At 70.1% G+C, this 16,798-nt stretch carries 17 protein-coding genes and 1 pseudogene; 7 read left to right on the top strand and 11 right to left on the bottom strand.

Annotated features, from left to right (window positions below):
• The first annotated feature begins 4 nt into the window (after positions 1-4).
• The 5 genes from ACGFNK_RS02880 to ACGFNK_RS02900 all read left to right on the top strand — a co-directional run bounded on the left by ACGFNK_RS02880 (position 5) and on the right by ACGFNK_RS02900 (position 5,831).
• Positions 5-703, top strand: coding sequence for a FadR/GntR family transcriptional regulator (locus ACGFNK_RS02880; protein ID WP_393411277.1), 699 nt, complete (start codon positions 5-7; stop codon positions 701-703).
• Between the two features lie 220 nt (positions 704-923).
• Positions 924-2,396, top strand: coding sequence for a four-carbon acid sugar kinase family protein (locus ACGFNK_RS02885; RefSeq protein WP_393411279.1), 1,473 nt, complete (start codon positions 924-926; stop codon positions 2,394-2,396).
• Positions 2,396-3,253 (top strand): class II fructose-bisphosphate aldolase, encoded by an 858-nt coding sequence (locus ACGFNK_RS02890; RefSeq protein WP_393411281.1) that lies wholly within the window; start codon positions 2,396-2,398, stop codon positions 3,251-3,253. Before ACGFNK_RS02885 ends, ACGFNK_RS02890 begins: the two co-directional genes overlap by 1 nt.
• Before the next feature lie 95 nt (positions 3,254-3,348).
• The gene (locus ACGFNK_RS02895; RefSeq protein ID WP_393411283.1) at positions 3,349-4,290 is read left to right on the top strand and encodes an NAD(P)-dependent oxidoreductase; all 942 of its coding nucleotides are present in this window, start codon (positions 3,349-3,351) and stop codon (positions 4,288-4,290) included.
• Positions 4,287-5,831 (top strand): SLC13 family permease, encoded by a 1,545-nt coding sequence (locus ACGFNK_RS02900; protein WP_393411285.1) that lies wholly within the window; start codon positions 4,287-4,289, stop codon positions 5,829-5,831. The genes ACGFNK_RS02895 and ACGFNK_RS02900 overlap by 4 nt, the downstream gene beginning before the upstream one ends.
• Positions 5,832-5,858: 27 nt before the next feature.
• On the opposite strand, the gene ACGFNK_RS02905 is transcribed toward ACGFNK_RS02900, so the two are convergent.
• The 4 genes from ACGFNK_RS02905 to ACGFNK_RS02920 form a co-directional block, all read right to left on the bottom strand.
• Entirely contained in the window at positions 5,859-6,548 is a 690-nt protein-coding gene (locus ACGFNK_RS02905) for a hypothetical protein (RefSeq protein WP_393411287.1), read from the bottom strand.
• The gene (locus tag ACGFNK_RS02910) at positions 6,545-6,973 is read right to left on the bottom strand and encodes an acyl-CoA thioesterase (protein ID WP_386352869.1); all 429 of its coding nucleotides are present in this window, start codon (positions 6,971-6,973) and stop codon (positions 6,545-6,547) included. The genes ACGFNK_RS02905 and ACGFNK_RS02910 overlap by 4 nt, the downstream gene beginning before the upstream one ends.
• Before the next feature lie 2 nt (positions 6,974-6,975).
• On the bottom strand, positions 6,976-8,640 hold the full coding sequence (gene ettA / locus ACGFNK_RS02915; protein WP_393411289.1) for an energy-dependent translational throttle protein EttA: 1,665 nt from the start codon (positions 8,638-8,640) through the stop codon (positions 6,976-6,978).
• A 368-nt stretch (positions 8,641-9,008) separates the two neighbouring features.
• On the bottom strand, positions 9,009-9,284 hold the full coding sequence (locus tag ACGFNK_RS02920; RefSeq protein WP_393411291.1) for a hypothetical protein: 276 nt from the start codon (positions 9,282-9,284) through the stop codon (positions 9,009-9,011).
• A gap of 539 nt (positions 9,285-9,823) precedes the next feature.
• Between ACGFNK_RS02920 and ACGFNK_RS02925 the strand changes: the two genes are divergently transcribed.
• Together ACGFNK_RS02925 and ACGFNK_RS02930 are read left to right on the top strand one after the other, a co-directional pair.
• Complete coding sequence (locus tag ACGFNK_RS02925) at positions 9,824-10,276, top strand: DUF4383 domain-containing protein (protein WP_393411293.1); 453 nt, start codon at positions 9,824-9,826, stop codon at positions 10,274-10,276.
• Positions 10,277-10,292: 16 nt separating this feature from the next.
• The gene (locus tag ACGFNK_RS02930; protein ID WP_393411295.1) at positions 10,293-10,778 is read left to right on the top strand and encodes an MSMEG_6728 family protein; all 486 of its coding nucleotides are present in this window, start codon (positions 10,293-10,295) and stop codon (positions 10,776-10,778) included.
• 12 nt (positions 10,779-10,790) lie between these two features.
• Here ACGFNK_RS02930 and ACGFNK_RS02935 read toward each other — a convergent pair.
• From ACGFNK_RS02935 to ACGFNK_RS02965, 7 genes and pseudogenes are all read right to left on the bottom strand, one after another.
• A pseudogene (locus ACGFNK_RS02935) lies at positions 10,791-10,908 on the bottom strand (NUDIX hydrolase); the annotation flags it as partial.
• A 73-nt stretch (positions 10,909-10,981) separates the two neighbouring features.
• A complete protein-coding gene (locus ACGFNK_RS02940) occupies positions 10,982-12,520 on the bottom strand; it encodes a serine/threonine-protein kinase (RefSeq protein ID WP_393411297.1) in 1,539 nt (512 codons plus the stop codon).
• A 111-nt stretch (positions 12,521-12,631) separates the two neighbouring features.
• Positions 12,632-15,001: an ATP-binding protein gene (locus ACGFNK_RS02945; RefSeq protein ID WP_393412138.1), complete on the bottom strand. Its 2,370-nt coding sequence runs from the start codon at positions 14,999-15,001 to the stop codon at positions 12,632-12,634.
• 54 nt (positions 15,002-15,055) lie between these two features.
• Complete coding sequence (locus tag ACGFNK_RS02950) at positions 15,056-15,685, bottom strand: DUF6879 family protein (RefSeq protein WP_386352856.1); 630 nt, start codon at positions 15,683-15,685, stop codon at positions 15,056-15,058.
• The gene (locus ACGFNK_RS02955; protein WP_344396922.1) at positions 15,678-15,947 is read right to left on the bottom strand and encodes a hypothetical protein; all 270 of its coding nucleotides are present in this window, start codon (positions 15,945-15,947) and stop codon (positions 15,678-15,680) included. Before ACGFNK_RS02955 ends, ACGFNK_RS02950 begins: the two co-directional genes overlap by 8 nt.
• A 138-nt stretch (positions 15,948-16,085) precedes the next feature.
• Positions 16,086-16,352: an aromatic amino acid lyase gene (locus tag ACGFNK_RS02960; RefSeq protein ID WP_393411299.1), complete on the bottom strand. Its 267-nt coding sequence runs from the start codon at positions 16,350-16,352 to the stop codon at positions 16,086-16,088.
• Positions 16,298-16,771 carry an aromatic amino acid lyase gene (locus tag ACGFNK_RS02965; protein ID WP_393411301.1) on the bottom strand — a complete coding sequence of 158 codons (474 nt, stop codon included), beginning with the start codon at positions 16,769-16,771 and terminating at the stop codon, positions 16,298-16,300. Before ACGFNK_RS02965 ends, ACGFNK_RS02960 begins: the two co-directional genes overlap by 55 nt.
• Positions 16,772-16,798 lie beyond the last annotated feature (27 nt).

Below are 16,798 nucleotides of genomic sequence, written 5' to 3' on the forward strand. Positions count from 1 at the left end.
AACGATGTCGCTCTCCGAAGACCTCGCCGAGAAGCTGCTCAACGCGATCATCGACGGTACGTATCTGCCGGACGCAGCCCTCCCTCCGGAGGCTGAGCTGGCCGAGCAGTCGTCCGTGAGCCGCCTGACCGTGCGCGAGGCGGTGAAGCACCTGCGCGCCCAGAACGTCGTACGCGTGGTCCGCGGCCGTGGCACGTACGTGAACCCCCCGGACCGCTGGACGGCCCTGGAACCCGTGGTCCGCGCCGCGTCCCGCTCCTCGCACACCGCCCTCTCCGAGCGGCTCATCGAGGCCCGCCGCCTCATCGAGAACGGTGCCACGGAACTCGCCGCGCTCCGCCGCAGCGAGGCCGACCTCGCCGAGTTGCGCGATCACCTCGCGACGATGCGCGAAGCGGCCGACACCGCCGACACGGAGCTGTTCGTGCAGGCGGACATCGACTTCCACGCCACGGTGATGCGCGCGACCGGCAACCTCTTCGTCCCCCTTCTCTTCGAGCCCTTCGGCCCGCTGCTGACAGAAGGACGCCGGGAGACCTCCGCCATCCCTCAGATCCGCGTCAACGCGATCGCCCACCATGAAGCTGTCCTGGTCGCTCTGGAGTCCGGCGACCCGGACAAGGCCCGCCGCGCGATGGACGCCCACATGAACCAGACCGCGAACGACCTGCGCACGCATGTGATCAAGGACCAGGCCCCGTAGCCGAAGGCCGTCATGCCGCCGGCGCGGCACCCGGCCCGAAGAACACAACACCCGACACACACCCGGCACCCGGCGCGCGCCGGTGACCACGCGCCGGTGATCGCGCGCGGGTGAGCACCCCAACAGCCGTACGGCCCTTGCCCTCGAGCCCCATGCCTCCGGGCACTCGAACCCCGGCCCGCACCGTTCCACAATCCACCCACCAGGCCCAGGAACCGCCATGTCCCTACCCCGTCATGTCCTCCCCGAGCACGAGGTCCTCTCCGGCCTCCCGCCCGTCCGGCCGGTCCCGGCATCAGAGGTCGCCGAGAGAATCCAGTCCGCCCCTCGTCTGGCAGTCCTGGACGACGATCCCACCGGCACCCAGACCGTCAAGGACATCCCCGTCCTCACCACCTGGACCGTCGACGACCTCCGCTGGGCCCTTCGCCAGAACAGCACCGCCTTCTTCGTCCTCACCAACACCCGCAGCCTCGCCCCCGCCGACGCCGCCGCCCGTAACCGTGACATCGTGCGCGCCCTCCACAAGGCCTCCGAGGCCGAAGGCATTCCCTACGTCATCGCCTCCCGAAGCGACTCGACCCTCCGCGGCCACTTCCCCCTCGAAACGGACGTACTGGCTGAGGAGCTGACCCGTCTCGGCTCCGGCACGCGCACCGGAACCGACACCGGCGAGGGCAGTCCCGACGGAGTCGTCCTCGTCCCCGCGTACATCGAGGCCGGCCGCCTCACCGTCGACTCCACGCACTGGATGCGCACCGCTGACGGTCTCCTTCCGGTCGGCGAGAGCGAGTTCGCCAAGGACGCCACCTTCGGCTACCGCTCCTCCGCCCTCCCCGACTGGGTCGAGGAGAAGACCGCCGGACGTATCCCCGCCGACAAGGTCCTGCGCATCACGCTCACCGACCTCCGCACCTACGGCCCCACGCACGTCGCCGCCCTTCTCTCAAGCCTCCGCGACGGTGCCACGGCCGTCGTCGACGCCGTCTGCGACGACGACCTCCGCGTCCTCTCCCTGGCCCTCGCCGAGGCCGAGGAGAAGGGCGCCCGCCTCCTCTACCGCGTGGGCCCCTCCTTCGTTCGCGCCCGAGCCGGCCAGTCCGCCCACCCTCCCCTCACTGCCTCCGAACTCCGCCCACTGCGCGGGGACGCCCCCCACGGCCTCATCGTCGTCGGCTCCCATGTCTCCCTGACCACCCGCCAGTTGGACCGGCTGCGCGAACAGCGGGGCAGCCTCGCCGAGTACGAACTCGACGTCGCCCAACTCCTCGACGACACACGCCGCGACGCCCACATCCAGAAGACCGCCACCGCGGCCGCGGCCGCCCTGGAGACCTCCGACGCCGTCATCCGCACCACCCGCGAGGTCGTCACCGGCAAGGACGCGGACACCAGCCTCGCCATCTCCCGCCGCGTCTCGGCCGCCCTCGTCGAGGCGGTACGCCTCGTCAACGCCGCCCGTCGCCCCGCCTTCGTCATCGCCAAGGGCGGCATCACCTCCAGCGACACCGCGACCCACGGCCTGGAGATCCGCCGCGCCTGGGCCCGCGGCACCCTGCTCCCCGGCATCGTCTCCCTGTGGCAGCCCGTCGACGGCCCGGCAGCCGGCATCCCGTACATCGTCTTCGCCGGAAACGTCGGCGGCGACAACGCCCTCGCCGACGCCCTGGCCCTGCTGAGGAGCGCCGCCTGATGCTGCTCACCGGCACGGAAGGACTGAAGGCCCTCACCGACGCGTACGCCGTCGGGTACGCCCTCCCGGGGTTCGTCGCGTACAACCTGGAAACCGTCCAGGGCATCGTCGCCGCGGCCGAAGCCGCTCCCGGCCGCCCGGTGCTGATCCAGGCCGGTTCGAGCCCCTTCAGGCACGCGGGCCGCGAACCTCTGATGCGCCTCGCCCTCGACGCGGCAGCCCACTCGACCGCCCGCCTGGGCGTCCACCTCGACCACAGCCGCGACCTCGACGAGATCACCGGCTGCCTGCAGGCGGGCTACACCTCCGTCATGGTCGACGGCTCCCACCTCCCCTTCGCCGAGAACATCAAGCTGACGAAGGAAGCCGTACACAGGGCCCGGGACCACGGGGCATGGGTGGAGGCCGAGTTGGGCGCGCTGCCCGGCGACGAGGACGTGTCGACGAACGCCGATGCCTCCTCCACGGCGATGACAGACCCGGCGCAGGCCGCCGAATTCGTCGCCGAAACCGGCATCGACGCTCTTGCCGTCGCGGTGGGCAACGTCCACGGCTTCACCACCCACGAGGTCCACCTCGACCTTGCCCGCCTGTCCGCCCTCCACACGGCGGTCCCCGTCCCCCTCGTCCTCCACGGCGCCAGCGGCCTGCCCACCGCCGAGCTCCACGGAGCCCTGACCCGAGGCGTGGCCAAGGTCAACGTCAACGCGGAACTCCGCCGCGCCTACCTGGAGGCCATGTCCGCCCAGCTCCCGTCCGCCCTGCCGGGCTCGGACGTGGTGAGCCTCTGGGCCGCGGGCCGCGACGCGGTCACCCGGGCAGCAACCCGGATCATCGGCCGGCTCTCTCCCTCGTAGCCGTGAGCGGCACCCCGCTCCGCCGTTCCCCGTCCCCTCCTTCCTCTCCCCGTCTGTGCCCCTCCCCTCCCTCTCCCCAAAAGGACACGCTCCCGATGGCAATCGCTCCCCGAACCGCAGTGATCGGCCTGGGCGCCATGGGCCTCCCCATGGCCGGCCGCCTGGCCGCCCATCTCCAGGTCACTGCCTATGACATAGCCGACGACCGCCGCGCCCAGCTCGTCGCAGCGGGCGGCACCGCCGCGGGCTCCCCCGCCGAGGCGGCCCGCGACGCGGACATCGTCCTGCTCGCCGTCCGGGACCAGGCCCAGGTGGACGGCGCTCTCTTCGGCCGGCACGGCGCGGCCGAAAGCCTCCGCCCCGGTACCACTGTCGTACTCACCAGCACGGTCGGTCCCGACGCGGCCCGCGCCACGGCTGCCCGCCTGGCAGAAGAAGGCGTGCTGACCGTCGACGCCCCGGTGAGCGGCGGCCCCGTACGCGCCGGCAACGGCGACCTCCTGATCGTCGTGGGCGCCGAGGACAAGGCGCTGGATCTCGCCCGTCCGGTCCTCGAACTCCTCGCCTCCACCCTCACGGTCGTGGGTCCCCACCCGGGCGACGGCCAGTCCCTCAAGGCGATCAACCAGCTCCTCGCCGGCGTCCACATCGCAGCCGCCGCCGAGGCCGTCGCCCTCGCCCGCGGCCTGGGACTGAACCCCGCCACGGTCGTGGAGAGCCTCCGGCACGGCGCCGCCGGCTCGTTCATGTTCGCCGACCGCGGCCCACGCATGGCCGAGGCGTACGAGGACGGCCCCGATCCGGAGGTGAAGTCCCGCCTCGACATCTTCGTGAAGGACATGGGCATCGTCACCGGCATCGCCAGGGACGCCCATGTCCCGGTCCCCCTCGCAGCCGCCGCCGAACAGCTCTACCTCCTCGGCGAACTCGCCGGCCTGGCCGCTCACGACGACTCCTCCGTCGTCACCGTCCTCTCCCCGAAGCACCCCTCCCCGAAGAACTCCGAGAACAACTCCCCAGAGGGAGAAGCCCGATGAGCCACACCACCCTCCTCCTCATAGCCCTCGCCGGCGTCGCCACGCTTCTGCTGCTGATCCTCCGCGCCAAGGTCCAGCCCTTCGTCGCTCTGGTCGTCGTCTCCATCGGCGTCGCGCTCACTGCGGGAGTACCGGCCGCCAAACTGGTGGAGACCATCGAGTCGGGCATGGGCTCCACGCTCGGCCACATCGCGACGATCATCGCCCTCGGCGCGATGATCGGCCGGATCATCGAACTCTCCGGCGGCGCCCAGGCATTCGCGCACTCCCTCATCGAGCGCTTCGGCTCCAGACGCACCCCTCTCGCGCTCACCGTCGCCGGATTCGTCCTGGGCATCCCGGTCTTCTTCGAGGTCGGCCTGATCATCCTGATGCCGATCGCGTACGGCGTCGCCCGCGCCTCCCGTAAGCCCCTGCTCGTCTACGCCCTTCCCATGGGCGCCGCGATGCTCACCGTGCACGCCTTCCTGCCTCCGCACCCGGGCGCGGTCGCCGTCACCCAGGCGATCGGCGCCGACCAGGGTCTGGTGCTGCTCATCGGCATCCCGCTCACTGCGGTCGTGGTCCTGCTCGGCTACCTGGTGTCGCGCCGCATGACCCGCCGCGAGTACCCGATGGACCCGGTGGTGTACGCCGAGGTCTACGGCGAGGACGCACCGGATGCCGTCCCGGACGCCGTCACCGATGGCAGAGGCGGGACGGGCGGCGGCACAACGGGCGCAATCGGCACCGACGGATCAGGCAAGGGAGGCAGCCCGGCACCCACCACCGCCAGGGCCGACGGGCACGGCCACGGCCACGGCCACGGCCACGGCCACGGCACCGCCGTACTCACCAAGCCCACCGCCTCGACCGCGCCCGAAGTCCGCCCGCCCTCCTTCGGCATGGTCCTGGCCCTGATCGTCACCCCGATCCTGCTGATCCTCCTGGGCACCCTCGGCCAGAACCTCCTCGCCGAAGACTCCACTGTCCGAGCCGTCCTCACGGTCCTCGGCGCCCCGATGGTGGCCCTGCTGATCGACGTCGCCCTGTGCGCGTACTTTTTGGGCGCCCGCCGCGGCTGGGACCGCGCACGCATCGCCGAGGTCATGGGCTCCGCCCTGCCGCCCGTGGCGATGGTGATCCTGGTGGCGGGCGCGGGCGGGGTCTTCGGCAAGGTCCTCGTGGCGAGCGGCATCGGCGACGCGATAGCCGACGTGCTGGACCGCACCGGCCTGCCCGCTCTCTTCCTCGCCTTCCTGATGGCCCTGACCCTGCGCGCCGCTCAGGGTTCGACGACGGTGGCGCTGATCACCACGGCCGGCATCCTCACCCCGCTTCTGGAGCGTGCCGATCTCTCAACCGGCCAGCTCTCCCTGATCGCCCTGGCGATGGGTGCGGGTGGCCTCGCCGTCTCACACATCAACGACGCGGGCTACTGGATGTTCACCAAGCTCGCCGGCCTCGATGTGGCCTCCGGGCTGCGCACCTGGACGGTCCTCACGACCACGATGGGAACGATCGGCTTCGCCCTCACGGCCGCGCTCTGGCCGCTCGTGTAGCGGGTCGGCACACACTGACGCGAAGGGTCAGCGCACGCTGACGTCCAGCGCGCCAAGTCCCGCCCTGCGTACGGCGATCGAGCCGTATGGCGTGCGCAGCCTGAGCCACGCGCCCGAGGAGAGCAGCGCCAGGGCGGGCTCGTCGGGCAGGGACGGGCGTACGGGCCGCAGGAAGCCCAGCGACTGCGCCGCGTGCGCGGCCCGCACCGGGAGTTCGGTGTCGCCGATCGGCCGGGACCAGATCTCCCGCCCGATCCGGTCCAGTTCTGCGCGGGTACGCCGCTCGGGCGCCAACTCACCGATATGGGAACGGAATTCGGCGACTGCCGAGGCGACCATCGCCCGCACCGTGTCCAGCGCGGGAAGCCCCGGCTCCTGGCGCCAGCCGCCGCGCGGCGGCAGCACCCCGGCCCAGGGCGGACCGGTGACGGCGGTGGGCACGAGCCCCGTGGCCGCCGACTCGTCGATGGACTCCAGGAGTTCACCGGCCGAGACGGTCACATCGAGCGAGACGTCAAGCCCGTTCTCGTACGGCTTGGCCAGCCGCGCCGTACGGATCGCCAGCACCTCGAACGACGGGGGCCGGCCGAACACCGCGAGCGCCGTCCCGGACCCCTGCAACCGAACGGCTGCCGCGCGGTCGTAGTGGATCAGCCGGGCGAGGAAGGCGGCGAGGTCCGCCGCCTCCCCGGCGTCGGCGAGGTGCAGGGCCGTCATGCGGCGACGGCCTCCGAGGAGTCTTCGTCGTCTTCGGTGGACTCCGTGTACTCCTCGAGGAAGGCCCGCTCCTCGGCGGTGATACGGCGCGGTCGCTGCGCCTCGAAGTCGAACGGCACGATCACCGTCGAGGCCCGGACATACACCTGGTCCGGGTCCTTGACCTCGTACGAGATCGTGAACGACGCCGCCCTGATCTGGGTGACCCACAGCTCGATGTCCACCGGTGTGTGCCGGTGGACGAGCTGCTGCTTGTAGTCGATCTCATGGCGTGCCACCACGGACCCCTGCTGGAAATCCTTGTCCGGGCGGAACAGGAAGTCGATACGGGCTTCCTCCAGGTACCGGAGGAAGACCACGTTGTTGATGTGGCCGTACGCGTCCATGTCCGCCCAGCGCAACGGGCAGCGGTAGATGTGCCGCAAGATCAGCCCCGGGTCAGCTTCTTGTAGGTGGCGCGGTGCGGACGAGCGGCGTCCGGGCCGAGCCGCTCGACCTTGTTCTTCTCGTACGACTCGAAGTTGCCCTCGAACCAGAACCACTTGGAGTCACCCTCGTACGCGAGGATGTGCGTCGCCACCCGGTCCAGGAACCACCGGTCGTGGGAGACGACCACAGCGCAGCCCGGGAACTCCAGCAGCGCGTTCTCCAGCGACGACAGCGTCTCGACGTCCAGGTCGTTGGTCGGCTCGTCGAGGAGCAGCAGGTTGCCGCCCTGCTTGAGGGTGAGCGCGAGGTTCAGCCGGTTGCGCTCACCGCCGGAGAGCACGCCGGCCGGCTTCTGCTGGTCGGGACCCTTGAAGCCGAAGGCGGAGACATACGCCCGGGACGGCATCTCGACCTGGCCGACGTTGATGTAGTCCAGCTCGTCCGAGACGACGGCCCACAGCGTCTTCTTGGGGTCGATGTTCGCGCGGGTCTGGTCGACGTAGCTGACCTTGACGGTGTCGCCGACCTTGATGGCACCGGAGTCCGGCTCCTCCAGGCCCTGGATCATCTTGAACAGCGTGGTCTTGCCGGCGCCGTTCGGGCCGATGACGCCGACGATGCCGTTGCGCGGCAGCGTGAAGGACAGGTCGTCGATGAGGAGCTTCTCGCCGAATCCCTTGCTCAGGTTCTCGACCTCGACGACGACATTGCCCAGGCGGGGACCCGGCGGGATCTGGATCTCCTCGAAGTCCAGCTTCCGCATCTTGTCCGCCTCGGCGGCCATCTCCTCGTAACGGGCAAGGCGCGCCTTGGACTTGGCCTGCCGCCCCTTGGCGTTGGAGCGGACCCACTCGAGCTCTTCCTTCAGACGCTTCGCACGCTTGGCGTCCTTCTGGCCCTCGACCTTGAGACGGGTCTGCTTGGTCTCCAGGTACTGCGAGTAGTTGCCCTCGTAGCCGTGCAGACGGCCACGGTCGACCTCGCAGATCCACCCGGCGACGTTGTCCAGGAAGTACCGGTCGTGGGTGACGGCGACGACGGTGCCGGCGTACTTGGCGAGGTGCTGCTCCAGCCAGTTCACGGACTCGGCGTCGAGGTGGTTGGTGGGCTCGTCGAGGAGCAGCAGGTCGGGCTGCTCGAGCAGGAGCTTGCAGAGCGCGACGCGGCGCTTCTCACCACCGGAGAGGTTGGTGACGGGCCAGTCGCCGGGCGGGCAGCCCAGGGCGTCCATGGCCTGCTCGAGCTGGGCGTCGAGGTCCCACGCGTTGGCGTGGTCGAGCTCCTCCTGGAGCTTGCCCATCTCGTCGAGGAGCGCGTCGGAGTAGTCGGTCGCCATCTGCTCGGCGATCTCGTTGAACCGGTCGAGCTTGCCCTTGATCGAGGCGACACCCTCCTGGACGTTCTCCAGGACGGTCTTCTCCTCGTTCAGCGGGGGCTCCTGCAGCAGGATGCCGACGGTGTAACCGGGCGACAGGAACGCGTCACCGTTAGACGGCTGCTCAAGGCCGGCCATGATCTTGAGGACGGTCGACTTACCGGCACCGTTCGGGCCGAGGACACCGATCTTCGCTCCGGGCAGGAAGCTCAGGGTGACGTCGTCGAGAATCACCTTGTCGCCGTGCGCCTTGCGCGCCTTGCGCATGGTGTAAATGTACTCAGCCAAGAGAAACCGTCCGGACGCTTGAAATCGGCAGTGGGCAGATACACCCCATCTTGCCCGACCGCCACCCCTCGGGGGAAACCCATATGGTCGGGAGGCTCTGACCTGGGGTTTCGCTGCTGGCGGCTGTGGGTCGACCGTCACTGTCGGTCGTCGGTCGTCGGCGGTCGGCCTCCGGGGGGCCTCGGGCGGCCCAGGGACGGCCCAGCAAGGATCACCGGACCAAACAAACGGAGGAGCGAGGCGCAGCCGACGGAGCTACCCGTCCTTGGTTCGGCGCGAGCCCGGATTTTGAAAGATGATGGCAGATGGCGGTGGTGCCCGACTGGTCGGACACCACCGGGAAGCATCCGGCTGCTGAAGCCTCTTTTTCAGCTGGCTTCCTGCCGCTGCCGGAGATCATGGACGCTGGCCGTGAGGGTACCGTCGTGCTGTTCGTAATGAGACAGGGCGAGGCCGAGGCCGAAGAACGTGGGAGCCCACTCGCCCACGAAGATGCCCCACCGGTCGGCGCGGGCGAGCCCGGTGCCGGGTTCGGCTTTGAGGCTGGTCATCCAGGCGACAACGGTGAGGCCGATGGGCGTGAAAGCGGCCATGTAGGCATGCTCGCTTCGGAGGCCCGTCTCGTGCATTTTCTTGACGATCATGGTGTCTCCCGGTCATAAGCCGGTAGCTGGGGTGGGGGAGGTTTCCTGAGTCCTGGCGGTGACAGGTCATACGCCGGGGTGAGCCCGAGCCGATCGACAATGCCGCATACACCCGTTGCCCTCGTCTCCCTCTCACCTGATGTGGCAGCGTCATGGCTCGATGAGCCGAGCGGTGGCAGGGAAGATGACGATGAGGTCGTGGCCGGGATTCTGCACATGGCGTCCCCTGATCTCAGCGGCCAGAACCTCAGCAGGCACTGCCTAGACCGGGGAGTGCCCCTTTTTCTTGAGCAAACACGCGCTCTTCAAGGAATCGCCCCATTTTTTGTTTGTCGATTCAACATGCCAAGCAGTCGGCCGACGGCTTGAGCTTGCCGGAATGGGGCGGGGCTCCACCTGGCGTCGACTGAGCCCAGCTGCGCACGCCGATGGTGTTGGTCGACCAGGTGGTGTGGTATTTGAGCCGGGCGTGGTACTCGCGGGCAGGAGCCGCTTCCTAATGCTGACTCTCATCAGCATGAGAGTGAGGGTCCACAACCATGACCACACATGCACAGCGCCTAACCGCCCGCACCCCCGTACAGCAGGCCGCCATGCTGGTGGGAACCGTATTCCTGTTGGTGGGCATACTGGGCTTCATCCCCGGCATCACCACGAGTTACAGCGCCATGGAATTCGCCTCGCACGAGTCGGGTGCCGAGCTGTTCGGGATCTTTCAGATTTCCATCCTGCACAACCTCGTACACCTGGCTTTCGGCGTTGCCGGTCTGGCGCTCGCCCGCACCGCCTCCGGTGCGTACTCCTACCTGCTGGTCGGCGGGGCCATCTACCTGGTGCTGTGGATCTACGGTCTAGCCGTCAGCCACGGTAGTGACGCCAACTTCGTGCCTTTCAACACTGCCGACGATTGGCTCCATTTCGTGCTGGGCATCGCCATGATCGGTCTTGCTCTTCTCCTCGGCCGACGCACCCCCCGCACCGGCGATCGTTGAAGGCCTGCCTCACGGCATGCAGACTTTCTTGCCCTATCCCGACTTCAGGGCCTCGGCCCTGGTCCTGGATCGTCGCCGGCTTGGCAAACAGCGGGTCGAGGCGTTGCAGGTTCTTCGCGGCCTTGTCGTACCCGGTTACGGGTGGCGTCGCCATCCGGCAGTGCGGATGTGGGCTGGGTCCGAGGAAGCACTGGTCCGGTATGGCCTGGAAGTCTGCAAGGTATGGCGCGAACACGGTCATCAGGACAGCTGTGCGGCCACACTCGTCGCTGATCTCCTCGCATTCCGTCCCGGTGCACCAGTTCGTCACCAGGTGCCACTGGCCGCCGCCGGGGAACTGCCTCCATGGCTCGGCGACGACGCCTTCCACCGCAGCCACCGGTCGGCGCTGGTGCGCAAAGACCCGCACACATACGCACCACTCTTCCCCGACGCGCCGAACGATCTCCCATACATTTGGCCGACGTCGGACCGGTCAGACGACCCACTTTCCGAGGCGTGAAGGCGGAAGCCGCGACGTGCGCTCGTGGCCGCCCGAGGGCTTGCAGCGGAAGACCAGGGCGACGATGCCCCTGGTGGTGTTCTTGTAGACGCCGGCCGAGGTCGTCCACCTCGACGTGGATGCCCGTCTGCCGTACCGCCACCCCTAGGAGGAAACGCGTATGACCGAGGGGCTCTGACCTGCGCTTTCGCTGCTGGCCGTGTTCACGGGCGGGTGCAGCGGCCCGTCGGGGTGGCGGCCGGCGGGCGGCATTGGAAGGCGACGTCGGAGGCCTTCTTGCTCAGGTAGCGGCCCAGGCAGGTGGTCGCGGTGGTGCGGCCTCGTTCGCGGCAGAAGGTCAGGGCGGCTCGGCCGTCGGGGAAGGGGCCGGGGGCGTAGATGACCCAGAAGCCGGGGCGCAGGGAGGCGAAGTTGTCACTGCGGACGTAGACGGCCTCGGGGACGGACTGGCGGATCCTGGCCAGCCGTTGGTCTCTGGCGGCCGTGCCCGCGCTGACGGGCTCGGAGTAGAGCTGGGCGATCCAGCGGCCGCCTTTGGGGGCGGCGGGCGGAGCGGCCGGGCCGGCCGTCTGCTTCGGCGGAGTCGGGGTCGGGGTCGGGGTCTGTGCGGGGGCCGGCTGCTGGTTCGGCTCGGGACTCTGGCTCGGCTGCTGCGTAGCCGGAGTGGAGGACGTACCGCCGCGGGCCTCGTTGCCGTTCCGATCGCCGAGCATGAGGGCGAGGGCCGTGGTGGCGGTGACCGCGATGACGACCGCGATGACCGCGATGACGATCGGCGTTCGGCTGCGCGCACGGCCGGGCGCGTGGTCGGGGCGGGGATGCGGCGTCGTCGGGCGGGGCGTGTCCAGCTGGGTGAGCGGGTGCGGCACCGGGTCCGGGGCCGGGGCCGGCGGTGCCGTCGTCGTCACCGCCGGCGGCGCCCAGTGCGGGATCGCGCCGTGCTCCACCTGCGCGAGCATCGCGTCCAGCCGTGCCTGGTCGGGGCGGGCCGCCGGGTCCCGTACGAGCAGCGCCTGGAGTACCGGCGCGAGGGGGCCGGAGCGCACCGGCGGCGGTACCGGATCGTCGAGCACCGCGGCCAGGGTGGCGAGCGTGGTCCCGCGGCGCAGCGGGCTGATGCCCTCGACGCAGACGTACAGCACGAGGCCCAGGGACCAGAGGTCGGACGCCGGGTCGTCGTTGCTGCCGCGGATCCGCTCGGGGGCGATGTACTCGGGGGAGCCGATGAGTTCGCCGGTGGCCGTCAGGGAGGTCGAGCCCTGGAGGGCCGCGATGCCGAAGTCGGTGAGCACGGCGGTGCCATCGGGGCGCAGGAGGATGTTGGCGGGCTTGACGTCGCGGTGCTGGATGCCCGCCGCGTCCGCGGCCCGCAGGGCGGCGAGCACCTGACGGCCGAGGTGTGCGGCCTCCGCGGGGAGCAACGGGCCGTCGTCCAGCCGCTCCTGGAGGGAGACGCCGCTCACCAGCTCCATCACGAGCCAGGGGTGCGGGTCCTGGTCCTGGTCCACGATGTGGTGGATGGTCACCACGTTCGGATGGTTGATCCGGGCAAGTGCCCGCGCCTCACGCAGCACCCGCTCCCGCAGGGCGTCCGACGTCGCCGCGTCCGCCCGTACGGCCTTGAGGGCGACCTCCCGGTGCAGCACGCTGTCGCGCGCCCGCCACACCGTCCCCATCCCGCCGCTCCCGAGCCGGTCGATCAACTCGAAGCGGCCGTCGATCATGTCCCCCGGTGCGTTCATGGGCGACAGGCTAGAGGAGTGTGGGGACGGTTAGCCGGGTGGGCCGTTCCCCGTTCCTCGGCCGCCGGGGAATTGGCGTACAGACCGGGCTGAAGTGACGTATCCGCTCGGTCAGTCGGATTCGGCCAGCCGGTGTTCGAGGCTGTCGCGCGTTGCCGTGGCCCGTGGATCGTCGTAGTCGGCGAGGAGCCTCAGTGCCTCCGTCCAGTGCCGGCGAGCCGCGTCCGGGGATTTGTCCCGCAGGGCCGAGGCGAGGCCGTCGAGGGCCAGGGCCTCGTGCCAGACGTCGCCGATGTCGTGGTGGGTGGCGGCGGCCTGGCGGTGGAAGTCGGCCGCCTCCGGGTGGCGGTCGAGCCGGCGGTAGACCTCGCCCACGCCGTGCCAGGCGCACGCCTGCCTGGTGCGGTCGCCGAGACGCTGATGCAGCGTGGCGGACCGCTGGTAGGAGGTCAGCGCGTCCGCGAATTGCCCGGCCGCCTGCTGGGCATCGCCGAGCGTGAGCAGCCAGTAGCCCTCCATGCGGAGGTTGCGGAGTGCCAGGGCGATGTCCACCGCGGACTGAGCTGCGGCCAGGGCCGCCTCGGTATCGCCCTGTTCACGTTTCAGGCCGCTCAACAGGCTCAGGATGTTGCCCTCGCCGCGCTGGTTGCCGAGGTCCCGGTGTGCTGTGAGGGCCTGCTCGATGACGGTCGCGGTGTCCTGGAGGCGTCCCGCCCGGTAGTGGGCGGTCGCGAGGTTGGACAGCGCGGTGGCGGCCCAGAGTGCGGAGTCCTGCTCCTGGAAGACCGCGATGGCCTGCTCGAAGCGGCGGGCAGCACTGTCGAGCCGTCGGCGGCGCAGATGGTTCAGCCCGATCAGGTTGAGCGAGTGAGCCTCGTTGAGGCGGTCGCCCAACGCGATCCAGATTTGCAGTGCGCTCCGGTGGCATTCGAGGCTTCGGTCCAGGTCGTTGACCCGCGCGTACGCCATGCCCAGGTCCGTGCACAGCAGGCCCTCGGCGGCTCGGTCGCCGAACCGGCGTGCCGCTTCCAGACCGGTACGGCCCACGCCCAGCCAGTCGGCCCCCGCCGCGGAAGGGAACTGCGCGTTCCACAGGACGGCGCACAGCTGCCAGGCGAGCCGGTCCGCTCCGGCGGCTGCCGCGGTGTGCACCGCCCGCAGGAGGTTGGTGTGCTCACGCTCGGAGAAGTCCACGGCCGCGTCGTAGTCGGCGAAGGACAGGGGACGTACGCCCTCCGGTGGCGCCGCGAGGTCCAGGTGGTCCTCGGCGGGAGCGATCCAGCTCTGTGCGGCGTCGGCGGAATGGAGGTACCACTCCAGGATGCGGTGCAGCGCCGCGTCCCGTTCCTCGGGGGGCTCCTCGTGCTGGGCCTGGTCGATGGAGTAGGCGTGCAGCAGGTCGTGGAACTGATAGCGGTCCGGGGCGGTCTGTTCCAGCAGATGGGCGCCGACCAGGGAGTCCAGCAGCTGGCGGGTCCGGCTCGTGGTCGCGCCGGTCAGGGCCGCCGCGGCGTTCAGGCCGAACTCGGGGCCGGGGTGCAGGCCGAGCAGCCGGAAGAGACGGGCGGCCTGGTCGGGCAGGGCGCGATACGACCAGGCGAAGACGGTGCGGACGGCTTCGGCCTCTTCGTCGTCGCCGGTGCTCAGGGCGTCCCACAGGGCGGATTCGTCGCGCAGGTCGGCCGTCAGATCGGCCAGCCGCATATGGGGGTCGCTGGCGGCGCGTTCAGCGGCGATACGCAGCGCGAGGGGCAGTCGCGCACAGAGCCGGGCCAGTTCGGCGAGTTGCTGTTCGTCGTCCTGGGGCCGGTACCCGGCGGTGACGGTGCGCAGCAGGGCGATGGCCTCGCGCTCCGGCAGCGTGCCCAGGGTGAGCCGGCGTGCCCCGTCCCGGACCGCGAGTCCGGAGAGCCGGCTGCGGCTGGTGACGACGACCAGGCTGCTCGCGCTGCCGGGCAGCAGGGGACGGACCTGGCCCACCGTGGCCGCGTTGTCCAGGACCACCAGGACCCGGCGGTCGGCCAGCAGCGAGCGGTACAGCGCCGCGGCGGCGTCCAGATCCCGCGGCACGGAGGGGGCGCCCACCCCGAGGGCGGCGAGGAAACGGTGCAGGGCCTCCTGGGCGGTGACCGGCTGACCGGGGTCGTAGCCGCGCAGGTTGACGTAGAGCTGGCCGTCCGGGAAGCGGTCGCGGACCTGGTGGGCCCAGCGCAGCGCGAGGGAGGTCTTCCCCGCACCGGCGGTGCCGGCGATGACGTACACCGAGACGACGAGCGGGTCGTCCCCCTCACCGGTCAGGACCGCGTTCAGCTGGTCGAGTTCGTCGGTGCGGTTGACGAAACCGCGTACGTTCGCCGGGAGTTGCCGTGGAGTGGGGTTCGCCGATCCGCTGCCGTGGTCCGCCTTCGACTGTTCGTGGAAGTGGATTCCTCCGGTGACGTCCCTGGCCTGTACGACGTCATGGGAGGACGACCCCGACAGCTCGGAGTGCGTACTGCCGGGGTGTTTGTCATCGGGGCGAGGCTCTGTGATCGGTTACTCCGTCCTGGTCTGGGGCGGGGGGAGATGTGCCACCTCGCGCTCGAAGTACTCCCGTACGTCGTCCCCGGCCTCGTAGAGCTTGCGGATGTAGCTCTCCCAGCTGTCGATCAGCTCGCGGTCGGTGTAGCGGACCGCGCCGAGGGTGGCTCCGGACGCGGAGTAGAGGACCTGGAAGAGCGTGTCGTGGCCGAGGACGACGACTTCCGGCAGCAGGTGCTCGCGCTCGGCGGCGGCGACCTGTTCGGCGCTGACGACGCGGATCCGCTCTCCGTACTCCGCGCGCTGCCGATGGGAGTGGAGCTCCCACTGCACGTACGGAGTGAGCGGCTGCTCGACCACCCGTACCCGGTGGAAGTGATGTCCCTTGCGGGCGTCGTCCCGAGCGGTGGCGAGCAGGTCGTCACGCCGGTCTCCGAGGAGCCGCAGGGCCTCCTGCCACTCTCCGCGGCGCAGCGCGTCCCGGCTGGGACTGCCCTGCTCCTCGAAGTGCTGGCGGCGCTCCAGCTTCCAGGAGTCCGCGTTCAGGATCCTCGCGTCACGTTCGCGGAAGTCCCGTTTGTAGGCGTCGCGCGTGAGTCGTTCGCCCTGGTCGGGCCGGAGGAGGGGAGCGAGTAGGTCAAGCATCGGGGATGTCCGCCTTTGCCGCGCTGAGCATGCTGCCGGGAATGATCACCAACCGCTCGTCGGGGGCAAGGGTCACGCCGTCGGGGAGGCGGGGGCGGTAGACGGCCGTGAGGTCCCGGCCGATGACAGCGATATCGCCGTTGTCGAGCTGCCAGATGTCCGGGCAGTCGTCACGGCCGTCCGTCTTGCCGAGCTCTTTGGCCGACTTTCCCAGTCGTCGCTTGAATAACGCGGACGGGTCTGCTTCCCAGGCGCGGGTCAATTCCGTCTCCCCCTCGAGATGGTTGCGCATTCATTCACTACGGATTGTATCGGCGTGAATACACAACACAACTGGGGAATTGGGCTAAACGGGGCGCTTTTCGGTCGTTGTCGCGCCCGGGCGTGCGCCCGACGGGACTCAGGTGAGCTGGGTGAACTCCGTCAGAAGTGCTGCTGCCGTCGTCACGTCGCCGGTGAGCGGGCGGTCCTCCATTGCCGGGTTCAGGACCTCCGTCGCACGGGTGCAGGCCCGGGCCGCCGGGGTTCCTGGCGGGGGCGGCGTGCCGCGCCGGCGCAGGGCGCGCACCGCGGTTACCAGTTCGCAGGCCAGGACCTGACGGTAGGCGTCGGTCAGGCGCAGGGTCTTGCGGGCCGCCTGGGTGGCGAAGCTCGCGGCCTCCTCCACTCGGAGAGCACGACGTGGGCGAGGGCGGCGGGGGTGGCGTGCGTCTGGATCTCGGCGGTCGCGGCGGCCGCGCTGTACTCGAGGGTCATCATTCCCGAGCCCGCGGACGCCTCGTCGGCCAAGTAGGAGCGCAGGCCGGTCAGTTCGGGGCGGCCGAGGGCGGAAAGGCGGGCCGTCGAGAGGCGGGCCGTGCCGAGGACGGCGAGGCACAGCTGGTCGAGTGCGAGGGTGAGCGGGGTGGCGAAGAAGCCGCCGTGGTGGTGTGCGACCGGGGTGCCGGTGGACTCGTCCCAGCCGATCAGAGGGTTCTCGGTGGCCGAGTTGAGGTCGATGGACAGCACTCGCTCCAGGTTCGCCCACGCCTCCATCGCGGGGCCGTGCACCTGGGGGAAGCAGCAGAAGCCGTAAGGATCCTGCACGCGGGGCGGCGGGCGCGACGGCAGCTG

This window comes from Streptomyces sp. NPDC048825 (genome assembly GCF_043198355.1).
GTDB classification, from domain to species: Bacteria; Actinomycetota; Actinomycetes; order Streptomycetales; family Streptomycetaceae; genus Streptomyces; species Streptomyces xiangluensis.